The following is a 17,912-nucleotide window of genomic DNA, read 5'->3' on the forward strand; positions in this document are numbered from 1 at the left end:
CACTCCTCGCAATGACGCATAAGCGTTAGTTTAAGAAAACAATAATTAAAAAATCGTCATTGCGAGGAGATCGTAAGGTCGACGAAGCAATCTAATAAATGTCGATTGCCACGATCACGTAGTGGTCTTGCAATGACATTTTGCACTTTCCTGGAATTTTTAAATTGTCATGTGGTTTGTGCGTAAGGTGAGTTATAGAATAAAAATTGTAGGGTACTATGGCTTATTCGGCACTAATTCAGGTTAATTGACTATATAATAAAGTAATTTTTAGAGATAATTTTGTGGTATATATATTAATTGCTTTAAGTTTGACTACATTAATCTTAGTGCTAGGTGTTGTCTCTATGGCTATTGGCGGGAAAATTGACAAAAAATTTAGTTCCAAATTAATGTCGTTACGGGTTATATTTCAAGCATTTGCTGTATGTGTTCTTGCTTTTCTCTATCTTTCAAAATAGTATATTCATCAAAAACTTGTAAGTTAACATCATAATATGCTTGATCTATTTAGCTTTAATGAAAAGAAGCCCAAAATTAATAATTCGTATACAGCAAAAGATATTGAAGTATTAGAAGGGCTTGAGCCTGTACGCAAGCGTCCTGGTATGTATATTGGCGGGACGGACGAGAATGCTATGCATCATCTTGTTTCGGAAGTGCTAGATAATGCTATGGATGAAGCTGTTGCTGGTTTTGCTAGCGTTATCACCATAAAGATGCATGTAAATAATAGTATCACTATCTCTGATAATGGTAGAGGGATTCCTGTTGATAATCATCCCAAATTTCCTGATAAATCTGCTCTTGAGGTAATTTTAACTCACCTTCATTCTGGTGGTAAATTTTCAAATAATGTCTATCAAACAGCAGGTGGCTTACATGGAGTTGGCATTTCGGTTGTTAATGCTTTATCCGACTATTTAGAAATTAAAGTATATAAGCAGGGTAAATTATTCAAGCAATCTTATTCCAAAGGACAAAAATTGAATGATTTAACCAGTGAAGATATTGCCAAAAAATTAAGGGGAACATCTATCAATTTTCATCCTGACCCAGAAATTTTTGGAGAGAAAGCATCCTTTTCACCAAAAAGAATATATGAATTAGCCAAATCAAAAGCCTATTTGTATAGAGGGGTAACGATAGAGTGGCAATGTGAAGTTGAAACTAAAAGCGATGTTCCAGCAACAGCTCTCATCCATTTTCCAGATGGTTTGAAAGATTATTTAATTTCTAAAATAAATTTGGAAGATTTAGTTAGTGGAGAGATTTTTTGTGGTAATATTGAGTGGGACCAGGATCACATAAAAGTGGAATGGGCAATTGCTTGGCATAAAAATGAAGACCAACCTTTTATCCAATCCTATTGCAACACTATTCCTACCCCTCTTGGGGGAACCCATGAGCAAGGGTTGCGTAGTGCATTACTGCGTGGTATAAAGGTATATGGTGAAATGACCGGTAATAAAAAAACCACTTTACTTACTATTGAGGATATTCTAGAAACTTCTTCTATTGTTTTTTCTGTATTTATCCAAGAGCCAATATTTCAAGGACAAACAAAAGAAAAATTGGTTTCGCCTGGGATTAATAAAATAGTAGAGAACATTGTTAAAGACCATTTTGATCATTGGTTGAGTAGTAATAAACTCGTAGCCAACCAGCTGCTTGAACATATAGTTAATATTGCGGAATACCGAATAAATAAGCGTAACGAAAAAAATATTTCACGTAAAACTGCTACACAAAAATTGCGATTACCAGGTAAATTAGCAGATTGTACAAGAACCTCTCCTAATGGGACGGAATTATTCTTGGTTGAAGGAGATTCTGCCGGGGGATCAGCTAAACAGGCAAGAGATCGAGAAACACAAGCTATTTTACCTCTTAGAGGCAAAATTTTGAATGTTGCCAATGCAACTTTCGAGAAAATTACTAACAACCAAGAAATTCAAGATTTAGAGGTGGCATTAGCCTGTGGTAGTCTTAAAAATTATCGAGAGGAGAATTTGCGTTATGAAAAAATAATAATTATGACAGATGCTGATGTTGACGGAGCTCATATCGCCTCATTGTTAATGACGTTCTTTTATCTTCGTATGCCGAAGTTAATATCTTCAGGTCATTTATATCTTGCCAAACCACCTCTTTATAGATTAACCCAATCTAATAAAACTTACTATGCAGTAAATGATCAACAAAAAACTGATTTAACTGCTAAATTATTAAAAAATAGTAAGGCTAAAATAGATATTGGTCGATTTAAGGGGTTAGGTGAAATGATGCCAGCTCAGTTAAAAGAAACAACAATGAACCCAAAAAATAGAACCATTCTAAAAGTTACTATAGATGATTTTGATAATATTGCTAAGATAGTAGACGATCTTATGGGCAAGAAACCAGAAAAACGTTTTCAGTTCATTTATAATCAGGCTTTAATTAAGATGGATACAATTATAAACAATTTAGATATTTAGGAGTACTATGTTCATACGCTTTATAATGTTATTATCAAGTTTTATCTTTTGTGCCAATATCACATTTGCGGAAGAACCGAAGAAAAAGAACGAATTATCAGATACAGCTTATCTCAAACAATTTCAAGAGGTCTTTGAGCGTATTAATAAAGACTATGTTCAAGAACCGGAAAAACAAAAAATGACTGATGCTGCTATCGAAGGCATGTTAACTTCGCTAGATCCCCATTCTAGCTATTTTACTGATGATGATCTAAAAGATTTTCTTAATGAGACTAAAGGAGAGTTTGGCGGTATTGGTGTTCAAGTGCAGTATGATAATGGTGCCATCAAAGTCATTTCACCTATTGATGATCTAGCAGCTTATAAGGCAGGTATAAAAGCCGGAGACTATATAGTAGGAGTTAATGATGAGTTTGTATCAACTTTGGGTTTTCATAAATCTGTCAAAGAGATGCGTGGAGAACCAGGAACAAAAGTGAAATTACTGGTGATTACAGAAGGTGAATCTAAGCCAAAAGAAATTGAACTTATCCGCGAAATAGTTACCATTACCCCAGTAAAAGCTCATTTAGAAAAAAATAATATAGCTTATATAAGAATAGGGGCTTTTAATGAACACACCATTGAAGAATTAAAAAAATCTATGAAAACTTTAAAAGATGGCAGTAAAAATAGCATAGAGGGTATTATTCTAGATTTACGTAATAATCCTGGTGGTTTGTTAGAGCAGGCTGTTGCTGTTAGCGAATATTTTATTGATTCTGGAGTAATTGTTACTACCAAGGGAAGAACCAAGAATAGTAATGCGGTATTTAATAGCAATAAATCTGCAGAAAAAGCTCCATTAGTTCCGATGATTGTTCTTATTAATGTTGGCTCTGCCTCAGCTGCAGAAATTGTAGCTGGTAGCTTGCAAGATCATAAAAGAGCGATAATACTTGGCACAAAATCTTTCGGTAAAGGATCTGTACAAAGCTTTTCGGTAATCAGTCCTAGAGCAGCTGTAAAGCTTACTACGGCTAAATATTACACCCCTAATGATCGTTCAATTCAAGCAGAGGGTATCGAACCTGACATATTTGTTGAGATGGTAAAAGTTGAATATCCTGAAACAAAAATGATAGATGGAAGATTCTCTGAAGCTTCTTTAAAAAATTACTTAAAAAACGATAACAAAAAAAATGATGATAAAAAACTAGACTCTACAAATAAAGATAAAGAGGCTATTAAGAAAACAGATGATACTACAAAAGATAAAGATAAAACAAAAACGACTGAATCGAAAAATACTCTAGACCAACTATCTGATCTTTATAAAAAAGATTATCAATTTGCTAGAGCTTATGATTTGATTATGGGATTAATTTTAACTAATAAAGCAAAAGGGCATTGAGTTATATGAAATATAAAAAAATACAGCACTTAATTTTTTTAATTCTTTTATTAATTGGTTCAAGAACTCTGGCTGAAGAAATGAGAATTGGAGTATTGAGACATGATTTAGGGTATAAATTTGGACTAAGGGGTAAATTAAGACAACGTTATGAGAAGGGTTCTGACATTAATTTAGAATATCTTTTTAATAACGAGTACAAATTTTTATATGCTTATCCTCATGTAGGAACAAATATTAACAGTGATAGCTATACTAGCAATATCTATACTGGGATTACTTGGCATTTTGATATCATGAAATATGTATTTTTAGAGGCAACTTTTGGATTTGGAATTCATAATGGCGAAGTAGAAAAATTAAATCAAAGAAGACGAGCCTTAGGAACAAGATTCTTATTTAGAGAAAGTCTTAGTTTAGGGGTAATGATTCAAGAGAAGCACAGTGTTGCTGTAATTATTGACCACTTATCTAATGCTGGTATTGGGAAATTTAACCCTGGTTTAACTAATTTAGGTATGCGGTATGGTTATAAATTTTGATGGTGGGGTAGGGGGCTTTGGTCGTTCTTGCTACTTTGTCAGGTTCTTGGCTTCCCTGTTATTCCTGCTTCGGTACATAGGCGTAAGTTTAAGAAAATAAGGTAGAAAAGTCGTCATTGCGAGCCACCGTAGGTGGCGTGGCAATCCATCTCTAATCGCCTTTCTGGATTGCTTCGTCGACCTATGGTCTCCTCGCAATGACGGTTTTTCAATTATTGTTTTCTTAAACTGATGCTTATGTGCTTCGGTGCGGAATCTAGACCCCGCACCGAAGCAGGGGTTACATAAAAAGTAAATTGTTTTGGTATTTATGAACAAATGGATCTATTATTTTGGTACTAAAGGTGGGGATGGTAATGCTCAAATGAAAGACGTGCTTGGCAGTAAAGGAGCTGGTCTTGCCGAGATGTCTAATTTAAATTTACCTATTCCTGATGGTTTTACTATTACTACAGAACTCTGTAATTATTTTTATAAAAATAATTACAGTTTGCCTGAGAATTTTAATAATGATTTAGTGATAGCTATTAAAAATTTAGAAAATTCTACTGGCAAGGTTTTTGGTGATCATAATAATCCATTATTATTATCCGTTCGCTCAGGTTCAAGAGCTTCGATGCCTGGTATGATGGATACTATACTTAATCTTGGGTATAATGATCAAGTTTGCGATGCACTATCAAATATTACTGGAAATGAGATTTTTGCTCTTGATAGCTATCGACGATTCTTAGAAATGTATGGATCAATGGTGCTATCAATTTCAAATGGTTTATTTAAAAATGCATTTGAGATGCATAAGGTTAAATGTAATATCTATCAAGAGAAAGAAATTACAGGAGATTTTTTAAGAATAATAGTTGAAGAGTTTAAAAAAATAATTTTTAATCATGGGGAAGAATCTCATGGTAAAGAATCACTTTTTGACCCATATAAACAATTAGAACAATCAATAAAAGCCGTATTAAAATCCTGGGCAGGGGATAGGGCGGTAACTTATAGAAAATTACACAATATACCCAATAACTGGGGTACGGCGATTAATGTCCAGTCAATGGTTTTTGGCAATCAAGGAAGTAATTCTGCTACAGGCGTAGTATTCTCGCGTTGTCCTGCAACTGGTGAAAATAAGCTTTTTGGTGAATATTTAATAAATGCTCAAGGTGAGGATGTGGTATCAGGGACAAGAACCCCAAGCCCTATTACCAACGAGCATGATGTAGATTGTTCAATGCAAATAGTTATGCCACAAATATTTGAACAATTACAAGAGATTTGTAAGAAGTTAGAGTTACATTACTTGGACGTACAAGATATTGAATTCACCGTACAAAACGGAGTTTTGTATATTTTGCAAACACGTACTGCCAAAAGAACAGCTTTAGCCAGCATTAAAATTGCTACGGATATGGTGCAAGAAGGGCTGATTTCTAAACAACAAGCAATAATGCGTATAGAGCCGGAATCGTTAACGCAGCTTTTACATACGGCTATTGATTATAGCAATACTCTAGACCATATCTCTAAAGGGCTACCAGCTTCTCCAGGGGCTGCTACTGGTATAGTAGTTTTTTCTCCTTATGATGCTGAGAAAATGTCGCATCACCATAAAGTGATTTTGGTACGCCATGATACTAGCCCTGAAGATATAAACGGTATGTATGTTTCAGCCGGTATTCTGACAGCCAGAGGTGGGATGACCTCTCATGCTGCGGTAGTTGCTAGAGGGTTAGGAAAACCATGTGTTTGCGGGGCAAATGATTTGGTAATAGATGAGAAAAAACAGATATTTAAAATAGGTAATACTATCATCAACTATGGTGACTTAATAACTATAGATGGCGGAACGGGGAAAATTTTCTTAGGGGAGGTGCCATTGATTCAGCCTACTTTTACTAAGGAATTTCAAACAATTTTGGATTGGGCAGATGAATTTGCTACTTTAAAAGTTAGAGCCAATGCCGAAACTATTTTAGATGCAGGTGTTTCCCTAAAATTTGGGGCAAGCGGAATTGGCTTATGCAGAACAGAACATATGTTTTTTGACCATGATAAAATACCATTAGTACGAGAAATGATCATTGCTCCTGATCTAGAGAGAAGGAAACATGCGATTAGTAAATTATTGCCCTTACAAATTCAAGATTTTAAGGCATTATTTAAAATTATACAGGGTAAACCAATAAATATCAGATTGCTTGACCCGCCTCTACATGAATTTTTACCAACAACAGAGGATGATAAAAGAAACTTAGCAAAGGTGATGAATCTACCGTTAGCTGTTGTGGAGCAACGCTTGCATGCATTATATGAAGTAAACCCTATGCTTGGACATAGAGGATGTCGCCTCGGTATTTCTTATCCTGAGATTTATCAAATGCAAATAAGGGCAATTTTTACTGCTATCAGAGAGTTACAAGTTGAAGAAAATATCAATACTATTCTGGAGTTAATGATTCCTTTAATTAGTGATGTTAATGAACTGAAAATCTTAAAAATACACATACAAGATGTTATTACTAACATGGAAGATATTAACAAATGCAAGTTTGATTTTACTCTTGGTACGATGATTGAGCTACCAAGAGCGGCTTTAAAAGCTGGAGAGATTGCTGAAGAGCTAGATTATTTTAGTTTTGGTACTAATGATTTGACCCAAACAACATACGGCATTTCTCGAGATGATGTAGCCTCATTTTTCCCGGATTATTTGGAGAAAAAAATCTTTGCATTTGATCCTTTTAGTAAATTAGATGAGGAAGGGGTAGGGGAGTTAATAAAAATTGCTATAAAACGTGGTTTAAAGAGCAACCCTACATTAAAACTTGGCGTATGCGGAGAGCATGCTGGTAATCCTCATTCTATAGAGTTCTTTTATAGAGTTGGTTTGCATTATGTATCATGTTCACCATACCGCATCCCTATAGCAAGGGTTGCCGCAGCTCAGGCAACAATAAAAGCTGATGATTATATCTGACAATTTTTTAAATAATTTGCATATATCTATTAGTGTAGTTAATTTTTATGATATATTACGATATATGACATTGACTCCCTTGGCATTCCCGCGTAGGCGGGAATCTAAGACTCCTGCTTACGCAGGGGTGACACTAAGTCGAGCAGGGGTGACATTAAGTCGGGTAAGGGTGATATTTGTTATACGTAAGGTAAAATATAATCTAACTAACTATAAGTTAAGTGCTAATCTATGATTAATATACTCAATCGATTAAAAATGCAAGTTTTTATAAAAATGTTGCACAAGCTTATAGCGTATTTTTTGTATAAAAAAAATATTATTATCCTAATAGGAGATAAAGGTACATTTCTTTGTGCTTTGGTTCACGATAAAGTTGTAGGTAGTTTATTTGTCCCTGATGAAAAGCAAAATGAATTAGATTCCTATAAAGAATTTTTTGCTAAATTCAAGAAACATTATGTTTTCTTCTTATTAAGCGGTTCTGAATGTCAATTACGTCATGAGCTAGTACCTGTACTACATTCAATAGTAACAAACAATCCTGTGGAGAAGTTTATTGAAGAGTATTTTCCTGCAGATTATATAGTTGGTTATAGTGTTTATAACATCAATACCAAGCCTAGTGAGGTGTGGAATAGTTTGATTGTCTCTAGTCCTTATACTCCTCCTTTAAGTAAACTACTTGAAAATTTGCTGGCAAGTGATAGCCAAAAATTTGGTGGGATTTATTTTTTATCTTTAGAGTTGCAAACAATTATCGATAAAATTGTAAAAAATGTTGAGAATAATAAATATAGTGAATATTTACAAATTTTTGTATGTATTTTAAATACCAGCGGCATTAAACTTGTTGTTAAACACCAAGGTAATATAATCTCAAAACAAACATTGGACTATCCAGCTGATAAGTCAGATTCATATATTCAGGGTATAATCGAACAAGAAGTGGAAGATTGTTTGATATCTTGTAAAAATTATATTGCTAATCTAGCCCTTAAAGTTTGTATAATTTTCATAGTAGACCAAAATTTAAAGTTGCTATTAGAACAATCCAATTTTGCTGGACATCCAGTAATATGTATAGTCAATTCAGGGGAATTGGATAATAAATTTTCAGATGGGATGATCGTTAAATTATTTAATGAACAAAAAAGCTTTCTAGCCTCTAATCAATATTTAGAATCGATAGCTAAACTCAATCTTATCAGCTCTTTAGTTTTTAAACCACTTATTACTATAATAATAATATTGATATTTGCCGCATCTATTATCAAAGTTAAAACCGTAGCAAATTACAAAAAGTTAGATATTTTAAATTCACATTATTTTAGTACTGAGCAGGATTATTATAATGTTAAGCAGACCTATCCATATCTTCAAAACGCTACTAATTTAGCTGATTTATACGTCTTTGAATCATTATTACAAATTCCAGCACCAATACCATTTGATTTGTTAGAAAAGTTTGTAACAAATTTACCACCTAGTATTCATATAGAAGAGGTTAAATGGCAAAGGTTGGATCTAGATAATACGTTATCATCCTCTAATCAGTATATAAAAATTGGAATATCATTGAGGCTTATAGTTAATGATATATTAGTCGAAGAGGCTACTAAATTTTTAGAACAAGAAATTGCAAATTTTAGTAAAATATTTAGCAATATGGATATTAAATTTACAATATTTACTGACCAAATATTAGATTTATCTAATAGAGTGGTAATACCGGCATCGGTTATTATTACTAAAAAGAAAGGGTAAAAGATGCTTAAAAATTTTATTATTCATCTAAAAAATGTTATATTTTTTAAGTTTGCTATATGTTGTTTGTGTATTTCTAGCATTTTATGGTTGCTACAAAGTCTTAATAAAGATTATATGGAGTCGATTAGCAAGAATAACAATATTGCAGAATCCCTAGCTCAAGAAACGTTAAAGCTATATTCTATAATAAATTCAAAAAATAAAATACTAGAGACCTATGCAAGATATACGAAATTATTATCTATTTCTGCTAGACAAAGTTGTTTAGAGAGAGCAAGGTTAATAATGAAAATTGATAGTTTGTCAAAAAAATACAACCTAAATGAGCCGATTACTATATCGATTAAACAAGAATTCTTAAGTGGTATTAGATCAGATATGGGAACAAAGCAAGATACTATAAAGATAAAGAATTATGATGTTTACATAAGATTCTCTACTAAAGATTTTGTAACATTCTCGACAATCATAAAAGAAATATACTCTTGTATGCCGGAAAATACTATTGTACTATCTATAGACGTCAAAAAAGAAGATGTATTGGAGTCCAAGGTTATTTATAAACTATCAACAGAAAGAACCCCTGATGTGATTTTTACAAAACTCAACATGCGTATAAGAGAAATAACAACAAATAAATAAAATTATGAACATCTTCAACAGTACAAATATTTCTATATGCAGAAAAAGCATATGTGAAGAGTTAATTAATAATATAACAAAACAAACATGTTTAACACTTGCTAATGTCATAGCTATTGATTACGAAATTAGACTTAAATCAATACCTGAAATTAATGTGCATATAGGTAATTGCATTGGTAAATTACGAACTTTTTTTGGTCAAAAAGTTATTACTGATGATAGTTTTTCAACAGTATTAATGTTGTTTTCGGTAGCAATCTCTACAGATGCAGTAGACTATCAGGATAGAGATAATATTCTAAACAAATCAGAAGATATAGTAGTTGATACACTAATAAATACAAATTTTGGTGATACAAATTCTGAAGAGAGGGGAGTAATCAAACAAGTGCTAAAAGGTTTGTTGGCAGCAAAAAATAATTATGAATTAACAAACTTTATTCAAGTTGAACCAGAAATATTTCGTACAACAGTAATGCATGCGGTAAAAAAATATCAACAGCCTAAAGAGGTAAGTGATAATGTTCAATTGGAAATTAATAGAATAGTAACTGTTGCAGCAAAACATAATAAGAAAACGGAAATATTTAAACAAGCAACCAGCAAAATTATAACGGCTATTAGTGTTTTAGCAGTTGGGGCGATTAGTGTTGCAACAGCCGGGGCTACATTTGCTTTTATGGTAGTCCCGGCTTCTATTCTAGCAATAGAATATGCTCCCAAAATAGGAGAGAAGATGGGGGGGATGATTCTTAGTGCTGATAAATCGATGAGTGAGGAAGAACAAAAAATTACTACTCTAAAAACTAATTTGTTAAAAAATAATAAAGAATTTTTGACCAAACAACAATCTGTAGAGCATAATGTTGCAAAGGAACATCTATTGAGTAGTGGGGTAAAGTCTGTAGTTAATCAAAAATATAGTACAATAAAGACTCAGCTACAGCCCAACTTGCCTAATAAAAGTTCTTTACAAAATAGCAAGTCCTCAGGATATGTTAAACAAAGGTAATAATATGCTAGTAACTTGGATTCTCCTTATATTTGCCGGATTATTTGAAATAGGTTTTTCTATATCGCTAAAATTATCAGATGGGTTTACCAAAATAAAACCTATTATAGCTTTTATTGGCTTTTCAATATTAAGCTTTATTTGTCTTAGTAAAACTCTAGATAAGCTACCTCTTGGCACTGCTTATCTTCTATGGACTGGTATCGGAGCGGTAGGAACAGTCATAGTAGGAATAGTGTATTTTAATGAGCCATATTCTGCTATGCGAGTTTTCTTTATTAGTACTATGATAATTTCCATGATAGGTTTGAAGTTATCTTAACTCATTTACCTTAGATGTCACCCCTGCGAAAGTAGGGGTCTAGATTCCCGCCTACGCGGGAATAACAATAGTGGATGAGAATGACGAGAAAGTTGGATGTCACCCCTGGCGAAAGCAGGGGTCTAGATTCCCGCCTACGTGCATATGCATCAGTTTAAGAAGGTAATAAGAAGCAATCTACTCTTTTATGGATTGCTACGCCATCTACGGTGGCTCGCAATGACGAAAAAGCTATCTAAAACCCGTTCCACTTTTTAACTTTCAACAGTTGTGCCACGGTTTTCCTAGCAATGACTTTGAGCAATATTACTTATAATAACTATGATCAGGCTTATTTACCCTAAATTTTGGCAAAGTAAAAATATTATTGCCTATTTATTATTACCATTAAGCTGGTTATATCTTTTTGCTAGTTATCTACGAAGGATCACAGCTCGCCCAATAATATTTCCTTGTAAAGTAATTTGCGTTGGTAATATAAGCATCGGGGGTACTGGTAAAACTCAAATAGTAATTTTCCTTGCTCAACTATTGAAAGCTATTAATATTGATTTTATAATTATCACTAAAGGTTATGGTAGTAATCTTCAAGCAGCATTGTTAGTTGAAGCACACCATACAGTAGCAGATGTCGGGGATGAAACAGTAATGCTGTTAAAATATGGTAAAGTCATTGCCGCAAAGAAAATTCAAGATATAGAGCCTTTTATAGAAAGGATTAAGCCAAAGGTGATTATAGTAGATGACTCGATGCAGAATCCTAATTTTCATAAGGATATTGTTATTCTGTCAGTTGATGCTAATAGATTATTTGGCAATGGGTTCTTAATTCCAGCTGGTCCTCTGCGTCAATACCCCAAACAAGCTATTGACAAAGCTGATATAGTTATTTCAGTAGGTTCTGATTCTTTTCTCTCATATAAGAAGTATCCATTTCTATACTCAAAGCAGAAGAGTATACAAGCTCAAATAGTTCCCTCTATAAATATCGACAAGACAAAAAATTATTTTGCCTTTAGTGGTATAGGAAATCCTGAAAGGTTTCTCTCTACATTAGAAAATTATGGATTGCAGTTAATCGGTCATAAGATTTTCCCTGATCATCATCAATATTCTGCAGAAGATTTAGAATATTTAAAAGAACAATCAAAAAAATCTAACTCTCTGCTAATAACCACTAGAAAAGATTACGTAAGAATATGCGATACTGATCTGTCCGTAATATGTTGCGATGTGCATTTATTATTAAATAATCAACAATTATTAGTAGATTTAATATATGAAAAAATTATTTAAAAATATTATATATTTACTTGAATATTTTTTTGTTTTAATAGTACTAAAAATACTAGGGGCATTGGGTATTGACAAATCTGTAAATATTTGTCGATCCTTAGCAAGGAAAATAGGTCCTTTGTTACCAGTTAATAAAGTTGCAAAAGAAAATATTCAAAATATTCTTGGCAATAATCTATACACAAATGAAGGATCCATAAATTCTCAAGCAATCGTTAATCAAGTATGGGATAATTTTGGCAGTTTTATAGGAGAATTTCCATATGTTAATAAGATGTCAGAGGAAGAATTATCTAGACGAATAGAGATAAGTGGTCTTGAGAATATAATAGAATTCCAGAAATCACAGCAACCATTCTTATTCTTTACTGGACATTTTGCTAATTGGGATTTTGCTCTTAAAATTAGCAATAAATTTTATCATAAATTTGCTATTATCTACCGCAAATTAAATAATCCTTATGTTGACAAACTAATTAACGATACGCGTATAAGTAATGATATAAAGCTAATTCCCAAAGGAACACAAGGGGTAAGAGAGCTAATATCTGCTATTAAATCAGGATATGCAATTGGTATGCTGGTAGATCAAAAAATGAATAATGGTATTGAAGTACCATTTTTAGGGCAACCAGCCATGACTGCTCAGGCAATTGCTAAAATTGCATTACAGTTCAGCTACCCAATTATACCATTACAAGTGGTTCGCACTAATAGTAATAACAGTTATTTTAAAATTATTATTCATCCGCCAATAAAATTACAAAAAACTAATAATAATCAAACAGATTGTTATAATATAATGGTTACTATTAACCAAATTTTAGGTAATTGGGTTAAAGAAAACCCAGGACAATGGTTCTGGTTTCATAATAGATGGAAGAAGAATCATAATAAATATTCTAAAAATGCATATTCCAAGATTAAGTAATTGCAATTACTTAATAAATATGTATACTCTCCTGCTTTGAAGAATTGATACCGCAAATATACCTGCGGAGATATTCGTCTGCACATTCCTTGTTTTACAGTTAAATGTGAGTCGTAGGTAAAACTTGCATTTTTATAAAAATTTAATAAAAAAATAATGTTATGATAAGGGTAACACCTCCTCAAAAAATTATATCTTTTGCTGAAAATAAATCTGACCTAGATAAAATTGCTCAATTTATTAAGGACGATTGGGCAATAGTAAAATTAATGCCATATGGTAATTATTTTATTGGCGTCATGGAAAAGATGCAGCATGACAATACCATAAATGCCCAAGATCAAACTGTTTATATACCTCCAAGAAAAAAGATCATTTTTACTTAATTTTAAAGTGGCTTCTTGCAATGACGGTGTTATAGTCAATTCAGGGAAATTTGGGAATTTTGATCCCGCACCGAAGCAGGGATGACGCTAAGCCACAACTGTTGAAAGTTATAAGGTAGAGCAAGTTTTAGATAGCTTTCCCGTCATTGCGAGACCACGTAGTGGTCGTGGCAATCCATTTTTGGTTACTTTTGTGGATTGCTTCGTCGACCTGCGGTCTTCCTCGCAATGACGACTTTTCTAGCGGGAATCTAGTATATAGTCAATTGATGAGAAGTTGGGGACGTTGTCGCTCAATGCTCGCCTATTACTTATAGGCGTCGCTCCATCGCTCCTAGCCCCAAATTCTCCTGAATTGACTATAACTGCTCTATATCGTTAATAGAGACTTCTTGTTGATCAAAACCCTCAGGAGGGCTAGCAGCATCTTGCTTATTAATTCTTGCGTAATCCTGTGCTTCAGATTCTGACCTTGCCACAATTACTGTTATATTTGTGCTAAGATCAGCATGTAACCTAACCTCTACGACAAAGGCACCGGTTGATTTTATCGGCTTCTTAAGAATAATATTTAAATGTGATATTGACTGTGAAGAAGCCTTAGACAAACTTTCGGCAATTTCTTTATTATTCACTGACCCAAACAATCGGCCATCATCAGCAGACTGTCTAATAAATACTAATTCTTTATTACTTATAATAGTATTAATAGCTTCTGCCTCAGCTCTTATTTTTAGGTCTTTTTCCTCAAGATCATGTTTTTGAGTTTCTATGAGCTGTTTATTGAGTTCTGTTGCTCTAATTGCTAATTTTCTAGGGATAAGATAATTACGAGCAAAACCCCTTTTTACCTTAAGAATTTCTGCAATCTTCCCGAGCTTTCTTACGGGTTTAATTAAAATAACTTCCATTTTATTCCTCTGCTCAAACTTGAAACACAAAAGGCAATAATGCTAGAATTCTAGCAATTTTTATAGCATTTTTTAGTTTTCTTTGTTTTTTGGCACATACATTAGTGATTCGGCTAGGTAGCATTCTACCGCCTTCTGATACAAATTTTATTAACAAGTCAGGGTTCTTGTAATCAATTATTGGAGCATTAGCAACAGAAAGAGGGCAACCTTTACGTTTTCTAAAAAACACCCTTTTATTATTTTTATCAGCCATTTTAGTCATTGACTTAGAGTCAGTAGCATCATTTTCAAACATTTTAATCTTTTCCAATTTTATTACATTGAGTCTTTATTAATTGTTACATCCACTATTTCTTCATGATCTAAACTTTTGCTTCTTAGAATCGGTGAAGGTTCAGTGCTTATTGAGTCAACATTTATATTAATAAACCTAATAATATTTTCGCTTAGCTTCATTTTCCTTTCCATTTCAGTTATTACTGAAAAGTCAGTTTTAAGCCCCATAAAAACATAATGTCCTTTTTTGTTATTACCAATCTTATAGGCTAAACTTCTTAAACCCCAATATTCAGTTTTAACAACTTCACCATTACTATTTTCAACAATTTTAGTAAAATCATCGGTAATTTTATCTACATCAGCAGACGAAATATCTTGCCGTATGATAAAAACTGATTCGTAAAAAGCCATATATAAGAATCTCCAGCTACAAAATAAAGTTATTTATAACAACAAAAAACATTTAATTCAAGTGTTATCTTTACTACAAGGCATAATTAATGAATCTCTAAAATATCTCTAATAATTGCATAATTACAACCGTTTTCTACGGTCTGTAAACAAATAATTAAATTAGTAGACTTATGTTAATAAATTTAGTAGAAATTTATTAATTAATTCGATAATATTGCACTTTAAAAAGTTAAGTTTAATAATCATTACAATAATTTACAATAATGTAACATTAGACTCTTGCATAACTAAAGGATACTCTTTTGCTTTAGAATTGGTTTCACAAAACTTTGGATATTGATGTACTTATGCTTAATAGCTGTATACGTTGTCTTAACTCCACCTTTTGTTTATGCTCCAATTTTTCAAACCATTTGGATAGACAATACAAGAATTTAGTTATGCCTAAAATCTTCATTTAATTAAGTATTAGCATGTTTGATAAATTACCACCGAGAATTCTTGTTATAGAATCAACTAAAAGCGTCAACGCTTCTCTGTCTAACGTCATGGAGAGAGCGTGGTTTAACCTTATTAAGACTAATACAGTAGAAAAAGCAATAGTTCTTTCTGCTATTAATCCTCCTGATATAATTATTATTGACTCGATAGTACAAGATAAACTTGCTACAGAGATAGCAAGTAAAATAAGAGAAATTGATGATTTAGCGAGAGTTCCAATAATTTTTTTGTTACATCCAGGAGAATCTCTGTCTGGCTACGCTTTAGAAGATAGCAACTTTGTTGCTTGTCTCATTAAACCATTCACATCAGATCAATTAATGCTCTTAATAATATCTTTATTAAGACGCTCTAATTTAATTCTACAAGATAAAGTTATAAAGTATAAAGAAGTAAGTATGGATCTTACCACTTATAAAGTAACTAATAACGGCAGGGTAATTCGTTTAGGACCAACAGAATTTAAGATTTTACAACTTTTCATAAAATCCCCTAAAGTAATATTTTCTCGTCAAGATATTGTAAACAAAGTGTGGGGAAAGGATGCGGTTATTGACTTACGTACTATTGATGTACATATAAATAGAATAAGAGCATCTCTAAATAACAAAAACTCTGAAGTATTTATAAAAACTGTTCGTTCCACAGGGTATTGCCTTGATTTACCAGATATTCAAGATTAAAGTAAGAAATTATCAAAAATTTCTCATATAATTCTTGCAAAAGATATACAACTTGCAATTTTAAAAATTTGGTGTAATGTTCTGAATATTTTAATATATAAAGTACAAACCAATAGCTTAGTTGTTATGAAATCAGATAAAATTAAAAACACCCTCATTGTACCATTATACATTATTATATTAATTATTGCAATACCGATACTAAGCGAAACTATTTATACTCCCTCACTTCCTAGCTTAGCCAAGGATTTAGCAATTAGTGCTAATTTAGCTGAATATACCCTTACTATTTATTTGTTTGGTTTTGCTGTTGGGATGTTACTATGGGGTAACTTATCTGATTCTTATGGACGTAAGCCTTGTCTACTTATAGGATTTTTGATTTATGCCTTATCATGCTACATTTGTTATCTATCAGATAATATAAATATGTTACTAGTTGCAAGATTTATGCAAGCTTTTGGGGCTAGTGTTGGGTCAGTATTAGGACAAACCATAGTTAGAGAAGCAATAAAACCGCAAGATCGTGGCAGGATATTCTCAACTATAAGTATTGCTATGGCTTTTGCTCCTGCTATAGGGCCAATGATCGGTAGTTTGGTAATAAAATTTTATCATTGGTCAGCTGTATTTCTTGTATTAATCGTAATGGCAATATTAATTATGTTGTTAGTATCAGCTAAACTTCCAGAAACTAACCAAAATCTAGAGGCTAAACGCTCGATTATTATATTGTATAAAGAATGTTTTAATAAAATGATCAGAGATATAAGATTGCTCGGTTTCGTATTTTTAATTGGAGCAGTAAATGGTATTGGATTTGGCTATTTTGCTGAAGCACCTTTTTATTTTATCTCAGGACTAAATATGGCAGCTTCATCATTTGGTATGATAGCATTATTTTTATGTATTCCTTCAATTTTAGGTGGGATTATATCTAAAAGGATGCACAAATTGCAAATAACATCTGACAATATTATTTTTGCAGGTGTTAAGCTTATGTGCTTAGGAGCTCTGCTATTCTTTTCATCTAGCTATTTTAGTTTAATTAATAAAGATGATGTAATCTGCTCTGTATTACAAACTTTATTATGGATGGGCATGATTAACACTGGTGCCATGATGGTAATGACCAATTGCTTTAGCCAAGCTTTGGAAAGTTATGGTCAATTTCTTGGCACGGCATCTTCACTTTATGGTTTTATGTATTATGTAATTGCAGCAGGCTTTACAATATTAATGGGACATATGCATGACGGAACATTGATACAATTACCATTATTTATACTGATCATTGCAATTAGCATGATGTTAGTGTTTTATATTGCCATTAATAAGAAACAGATATCAGGATAGTTAGTTAT

The 17,912-nt window shown here is 32.5% G+C and carries 17 protein-coding genes; 14 read left to right on the plus strand and 3 right to left on the minus strand.

The genetic code is table 11. The annotated features are described in order from the left end of the window. The first annotated feature begins 284 nt into the window (after positions 1 to 284). The 12 genes from AAGD20_RS06620 (at position 285) to AAGD20_RS06675 (ending at position 13,757) form a co-directional block, all read left to right on the plus strand. Positions 285 to 461, plus strand: coding sequence for an HIG1 domain-containing protein (locus AAGD20_RS06620; protein ID WP_341748884.1), 177 nt, complete (start codon positions 285 to 287; stop codon positions 459 to 461). A 36-nt stretch (positions 462 to 497) separates the two neighbouring features. Continuing rightward, positions 498 to 2,480, plus strand: coding sequence for a DNA topoisomerase IV subunit B (gene parE / locus AAGD20_RS06625; protein ID WP_341748885.1), 1,983 nt, complete (start codon positions 498 to 500; stop codon positions 2,478 to 2,480). Between the two features lie 7 nt (positions 2,481 to 2,487). Next, positions 2,488 to 3,876, plus strand: coding sequence for a S41 family peptidase (locus AAGD20_RS06630; protein WP_341748886.1), 1,389 nt, complete (start codon positions 2,488 to 2,490; stop codon positions 3,874 to 3,876). A gap of 5 nt (positions 3,877 to 3,881) precedes the next feature. Beyond that, entirely contained in the window at positions 3,882 to 4,418 is a 537-nt protein-coding gene (locus AAGD20_RS06635) for an acyloxyacyl hydrolase (RefSeq protein ID WP_341748887.1), read from the plus strand. 310 nt (positions 4,419 to 4,728) lie between these two features. Beyond that, positions 4,729 to 7,395: a pyruvate, phosphate dikinase gene (gene ppdK, locus AAGD20_RS06640; RefSeq protein ID WP_341748888.1), complete on the plus strand. Its 2,667-nt coding sequence runs from the start codon at positions 4,729 to 4,731 to the stop codon at positions 7,393 to 7,395. A gap of 231 nt (positions 7,396 to 7,626) precedes the next feature. Continuing rightward, positions 7,627 to 9,162: a hypothetical protein gene (locus tag AAGD20_RS06645; RefSeq protein WP_341748889.1), complete on the plus strand. Its 1,536-nt coding sequence runs from the start codon at positions 7,627 to 7,629 to the stop codon at positions 9,160 to 9,162. 3 nt (positions 9,163 to 9,165) lie between these two features. Next, the gene (locus AAGD20_RS06650; protein ID WP_341748890.1) at positions 9,166 to 9,807 is read left to right on the plus strand and encodes a hypothetical protein; all 642 of its coding nucleotides are present in this window, start codon (positions 9,166 to 9,168) and stop codon (positions 9,805 to 9,807) included. A gap of 4 nt (positions 9,808 to 9,811) precedes the next feature. Continuing rightward, positions 9,812 to 10,822, plus strand: coding sequence for an RP853 family protein (locus tag AAGD20_RS06655; protein ID WP_341748891.1), 1,011 nt, complete (start codon positions 9,812 to 9,814; stop codon positions 10,820 to 10,822). Between the two features lie 4 nt (positions 10,823 to 10,826). After that, positions 10,827 to 11,144 carry a DMT family transporter gene (locus AAGD20_RS06660; protein WP_094648854.1) on the plus strand — a complete coding sequence of 106 codons (318 nt, stop codon included), beginning with the start codon at positions 10,827 to 10,829 and terminating at the stop codon, positions 11,142 to 11,144. A gap of 321 nt (positions 11,145 to 11,465) precedes the next feature. Then, positions 11,466 to 12,440, plus strand: a complete 975-nt coding sequence (lpxK, locus tag AAGD20_RS06665) for a tetraacyldisaccharide 4'-kinase (protein WP_341748892.1) — start codon at positions 11,466 to 11,468, stop codon at positions 12,438 to 12,440. Next, on the plus strand, positions 12,424 to 13,371 hold the full coding sequence (locus tag AAGD20_RS06670; protein ID WP_341748893.1) for a lipid A biosynthesis lauroyl acyltransferase: 948 nt from the start codon (positions 12,424 to 12,426) through the stop codon (positions 13,369 to 13,371). Before lpxK ends, AAGD20_RS06670 begins: the two co-directional genes overlap by 17 nt. Positions 13,372 to 13,532: 161 nt before the next feature. Further along, positions 13,533 to 13,757 (plus strand): DUF2674 domain-containing protein, encoded by a 225-nt coding sequence (locus tag AAGD20_RS06675; RefSeq protein ID WP_094649698.1) that lies wholly within the window; start codon positions 13,533 to 13,535, stop codon positions 13,755 to 13,757. A gap of 359 nt (positions 13,758 to 14,116) precedes the next feature. On the opposite strand, the gene rplI is transcribed toward AAGD20_RS06675, so the two are convergent. The 3 genes from rplI to rpsF are packed head-to-tail and all read right to left on the minus strand — an operon-like array spanning position 14,117 to position 15,361. Then, the gene (rplI, locus tag AAGD20_RS06680) at positions 14,117 to 14,668 is read right to left on the minus strand and encodes a 50S ribosomal protein L9 (protein ID WP_341748894.1); all 552 of its coding nucleotides are present in this window, start codon (positions 14,666 to 14,668) and stop codon (positions 14,117 to 14,119) included. A 13-nt stretch (positions 14,669 to 14,681) separates the two neighbouring features. Beyond that, entirely contained in the window at positions 14,682 to 14,966 is a 285-nt protein-coding gene (gene rpsR, locus AAGD20_RS06685; protein WP_094649700.1) for a 30S ribosomal protein S18, read from the minus strand. Positions 14,967 to 14,986: 20 nt separating this feature from the next. Beyond that, complete coding sequence (rpsF, locus tag AAGD20_RS06690; RefSeq protein WP_094649701.1) at positions 14,987 to 15,361, minus strand: 30S ribosomal protein S6; 375 nt, start codon at positions 15,359 to 15,361, stop codon at positions 14,987 to 14,989. A gap of 476 nt (positions 15,362 to 15,837) precedes the next feature. Between rpsF and AAGD20_RS06695 the strand changes: the two genes are divergently transcribed. Continuing rightward, positions 15,838 to 16,548, plus strand: a complete 711-nt coding sequence (locus AAGD20_RS06695; RefSeq protein ID WP_341748895.1) for a winged helix-turn-helix domain-containing protein — start codon at positions 15,838 to 15,840, stop codon at positions 16,546 to 16,548. 126 nt (positions 16,549 to 16,674) lie between these two features. Further along, complete coding sequence (locus AAGD20_RS06700) at positions 16,675 to 17,904, plus strand: multidrug effflux MFS transporter (RefSeq protein ID WP_341748896.1); 1,230 nt, start codon at positions 16,675 to 16,677, stop codon at positions 17,902 to 17,904. The last annotated feature ends 8 nt before the right edge of the window (positions 17,905 to 17,912 follow it).

This window comes from Candidatus Tisiphia endosymbiont of Sialis lutaria (assembly GCF_964026535.1).
Lineage (GTDB): Bacteria > Pseudomonadota > Alphaproteobacteria > Rickettsiales > Rickettsiaceae > Tisiphia.

Excerpts from the sequence above, each read along its gene's own strand:
- rpsF (WP_094649701.1), bottom strand. The coding sequence starts at position 15,361 with ATGGCTTTTTACGAATCAGTTTTTATCATACGGCAAGATATTTCGTCT.
- AAGD20_RS06655 (WP_341748891.1), top strand. The coding sequence starts at position 9,812 with ATGAACATCTTCAACAGTACAAATATTTCTATATGCAGAAAAAGCATA.
- ppdK (WP_341748888.1), top strand. The coding sequence starts at position 4,729 with ATGAACAAATGGATCTATTATTTTGGTACTAAAGGTGGGGATGGTAAT.
- lpxK (WP_341748892.1), top strand. The coding sequence starts at position 11,466 with ATGATCAGGCTTATTTACCCTAAATTTTGGCAAAGTAAAAATATTATT.
- AAGD20_RS06695 (WP_341748895.1), top strand. The coding sequence starts at position 15,838 with ATGTTTGATAAATTACCACCGAGAATTCTTGTTATAGAATCAACTAAA.
- AAGD20_RS06675 (WP_094649698.1), top strand. The coding sequence starts at position 13,533 with ATGATAAGGGTAACACCTCCTCAAAAAATTATATCTTTTGCTGAAAAT.
- rplI (WP_341748894.1), bottom strand. The coding sequence starts at position 14,668 with ATGGAAGTTATTTTAATTAAACCCGTAAGAAAGCTCGGGAAGATTGCA.
- AAGD20_RS06670 (WP_341748893.1), top strand. The coding sequence starts at position 12,424 with ATGAAAAAATTATTTAAAAATATTATATATTTACTTGAATATTTTTTT.
- AAGD20_RS06660 (WP_094648854.1), top strand. The coding sequence starts at position 10,827 with ATGCTAGTAACTTGGATTCTCCTTATATTTGCCGGATTATTTGAAATA.
- AAGD20_RS06650 (WP_341748890.1), top strand. The coding sequence starts at position 9,166 with ATGCTTAAAAATTTTATTATTCATCTAAAAAATGTTATATTTTTTAAG.
- AAGD20_RS06700 (WP_341748896.1), top strand. The coding sequence starts at position 16,675 with ATGAAATCAGATAAAATTAAAAACACCCTCATTGTACCATTATACATT.
- parE (WP_341748885.1), top strand. The coding sequence starts at position 498 with ATGCTTGATCTATTTAGCTTTAATGAAAAGAAGCCCAAAATTAATAAT.
- AAGD20_RS06635 (WP_341748887.1), top strand. The coding sequence starts at position 3,882 with ATGAAATATAAAAAAATACAGCACTTAATTTTTTTAATTCTTTTATTA.
- rpsR (WP_094649700.1), bottom strand. The coding sequence starts at position 14,966 with ATGTTTGAAAATGATGCTACTGACTCTAAGTCAATGACTAAAATGGCT.
- AAGD20_RS06645 (WP_341748889.1), top strand. The coding sequence starts at position 7,627 with ATGATTAATATACTCAATCGATTAAAAATGCAAGTTTTTATAAAAATG.
- AAGD20_RS06630 (WP_341748886.1), top strand. The coding sequence starts at position 2,488 with ATGTTCATACGCTTTATAATGTTATTATCAAGTTTTATCTTTTGTGCC.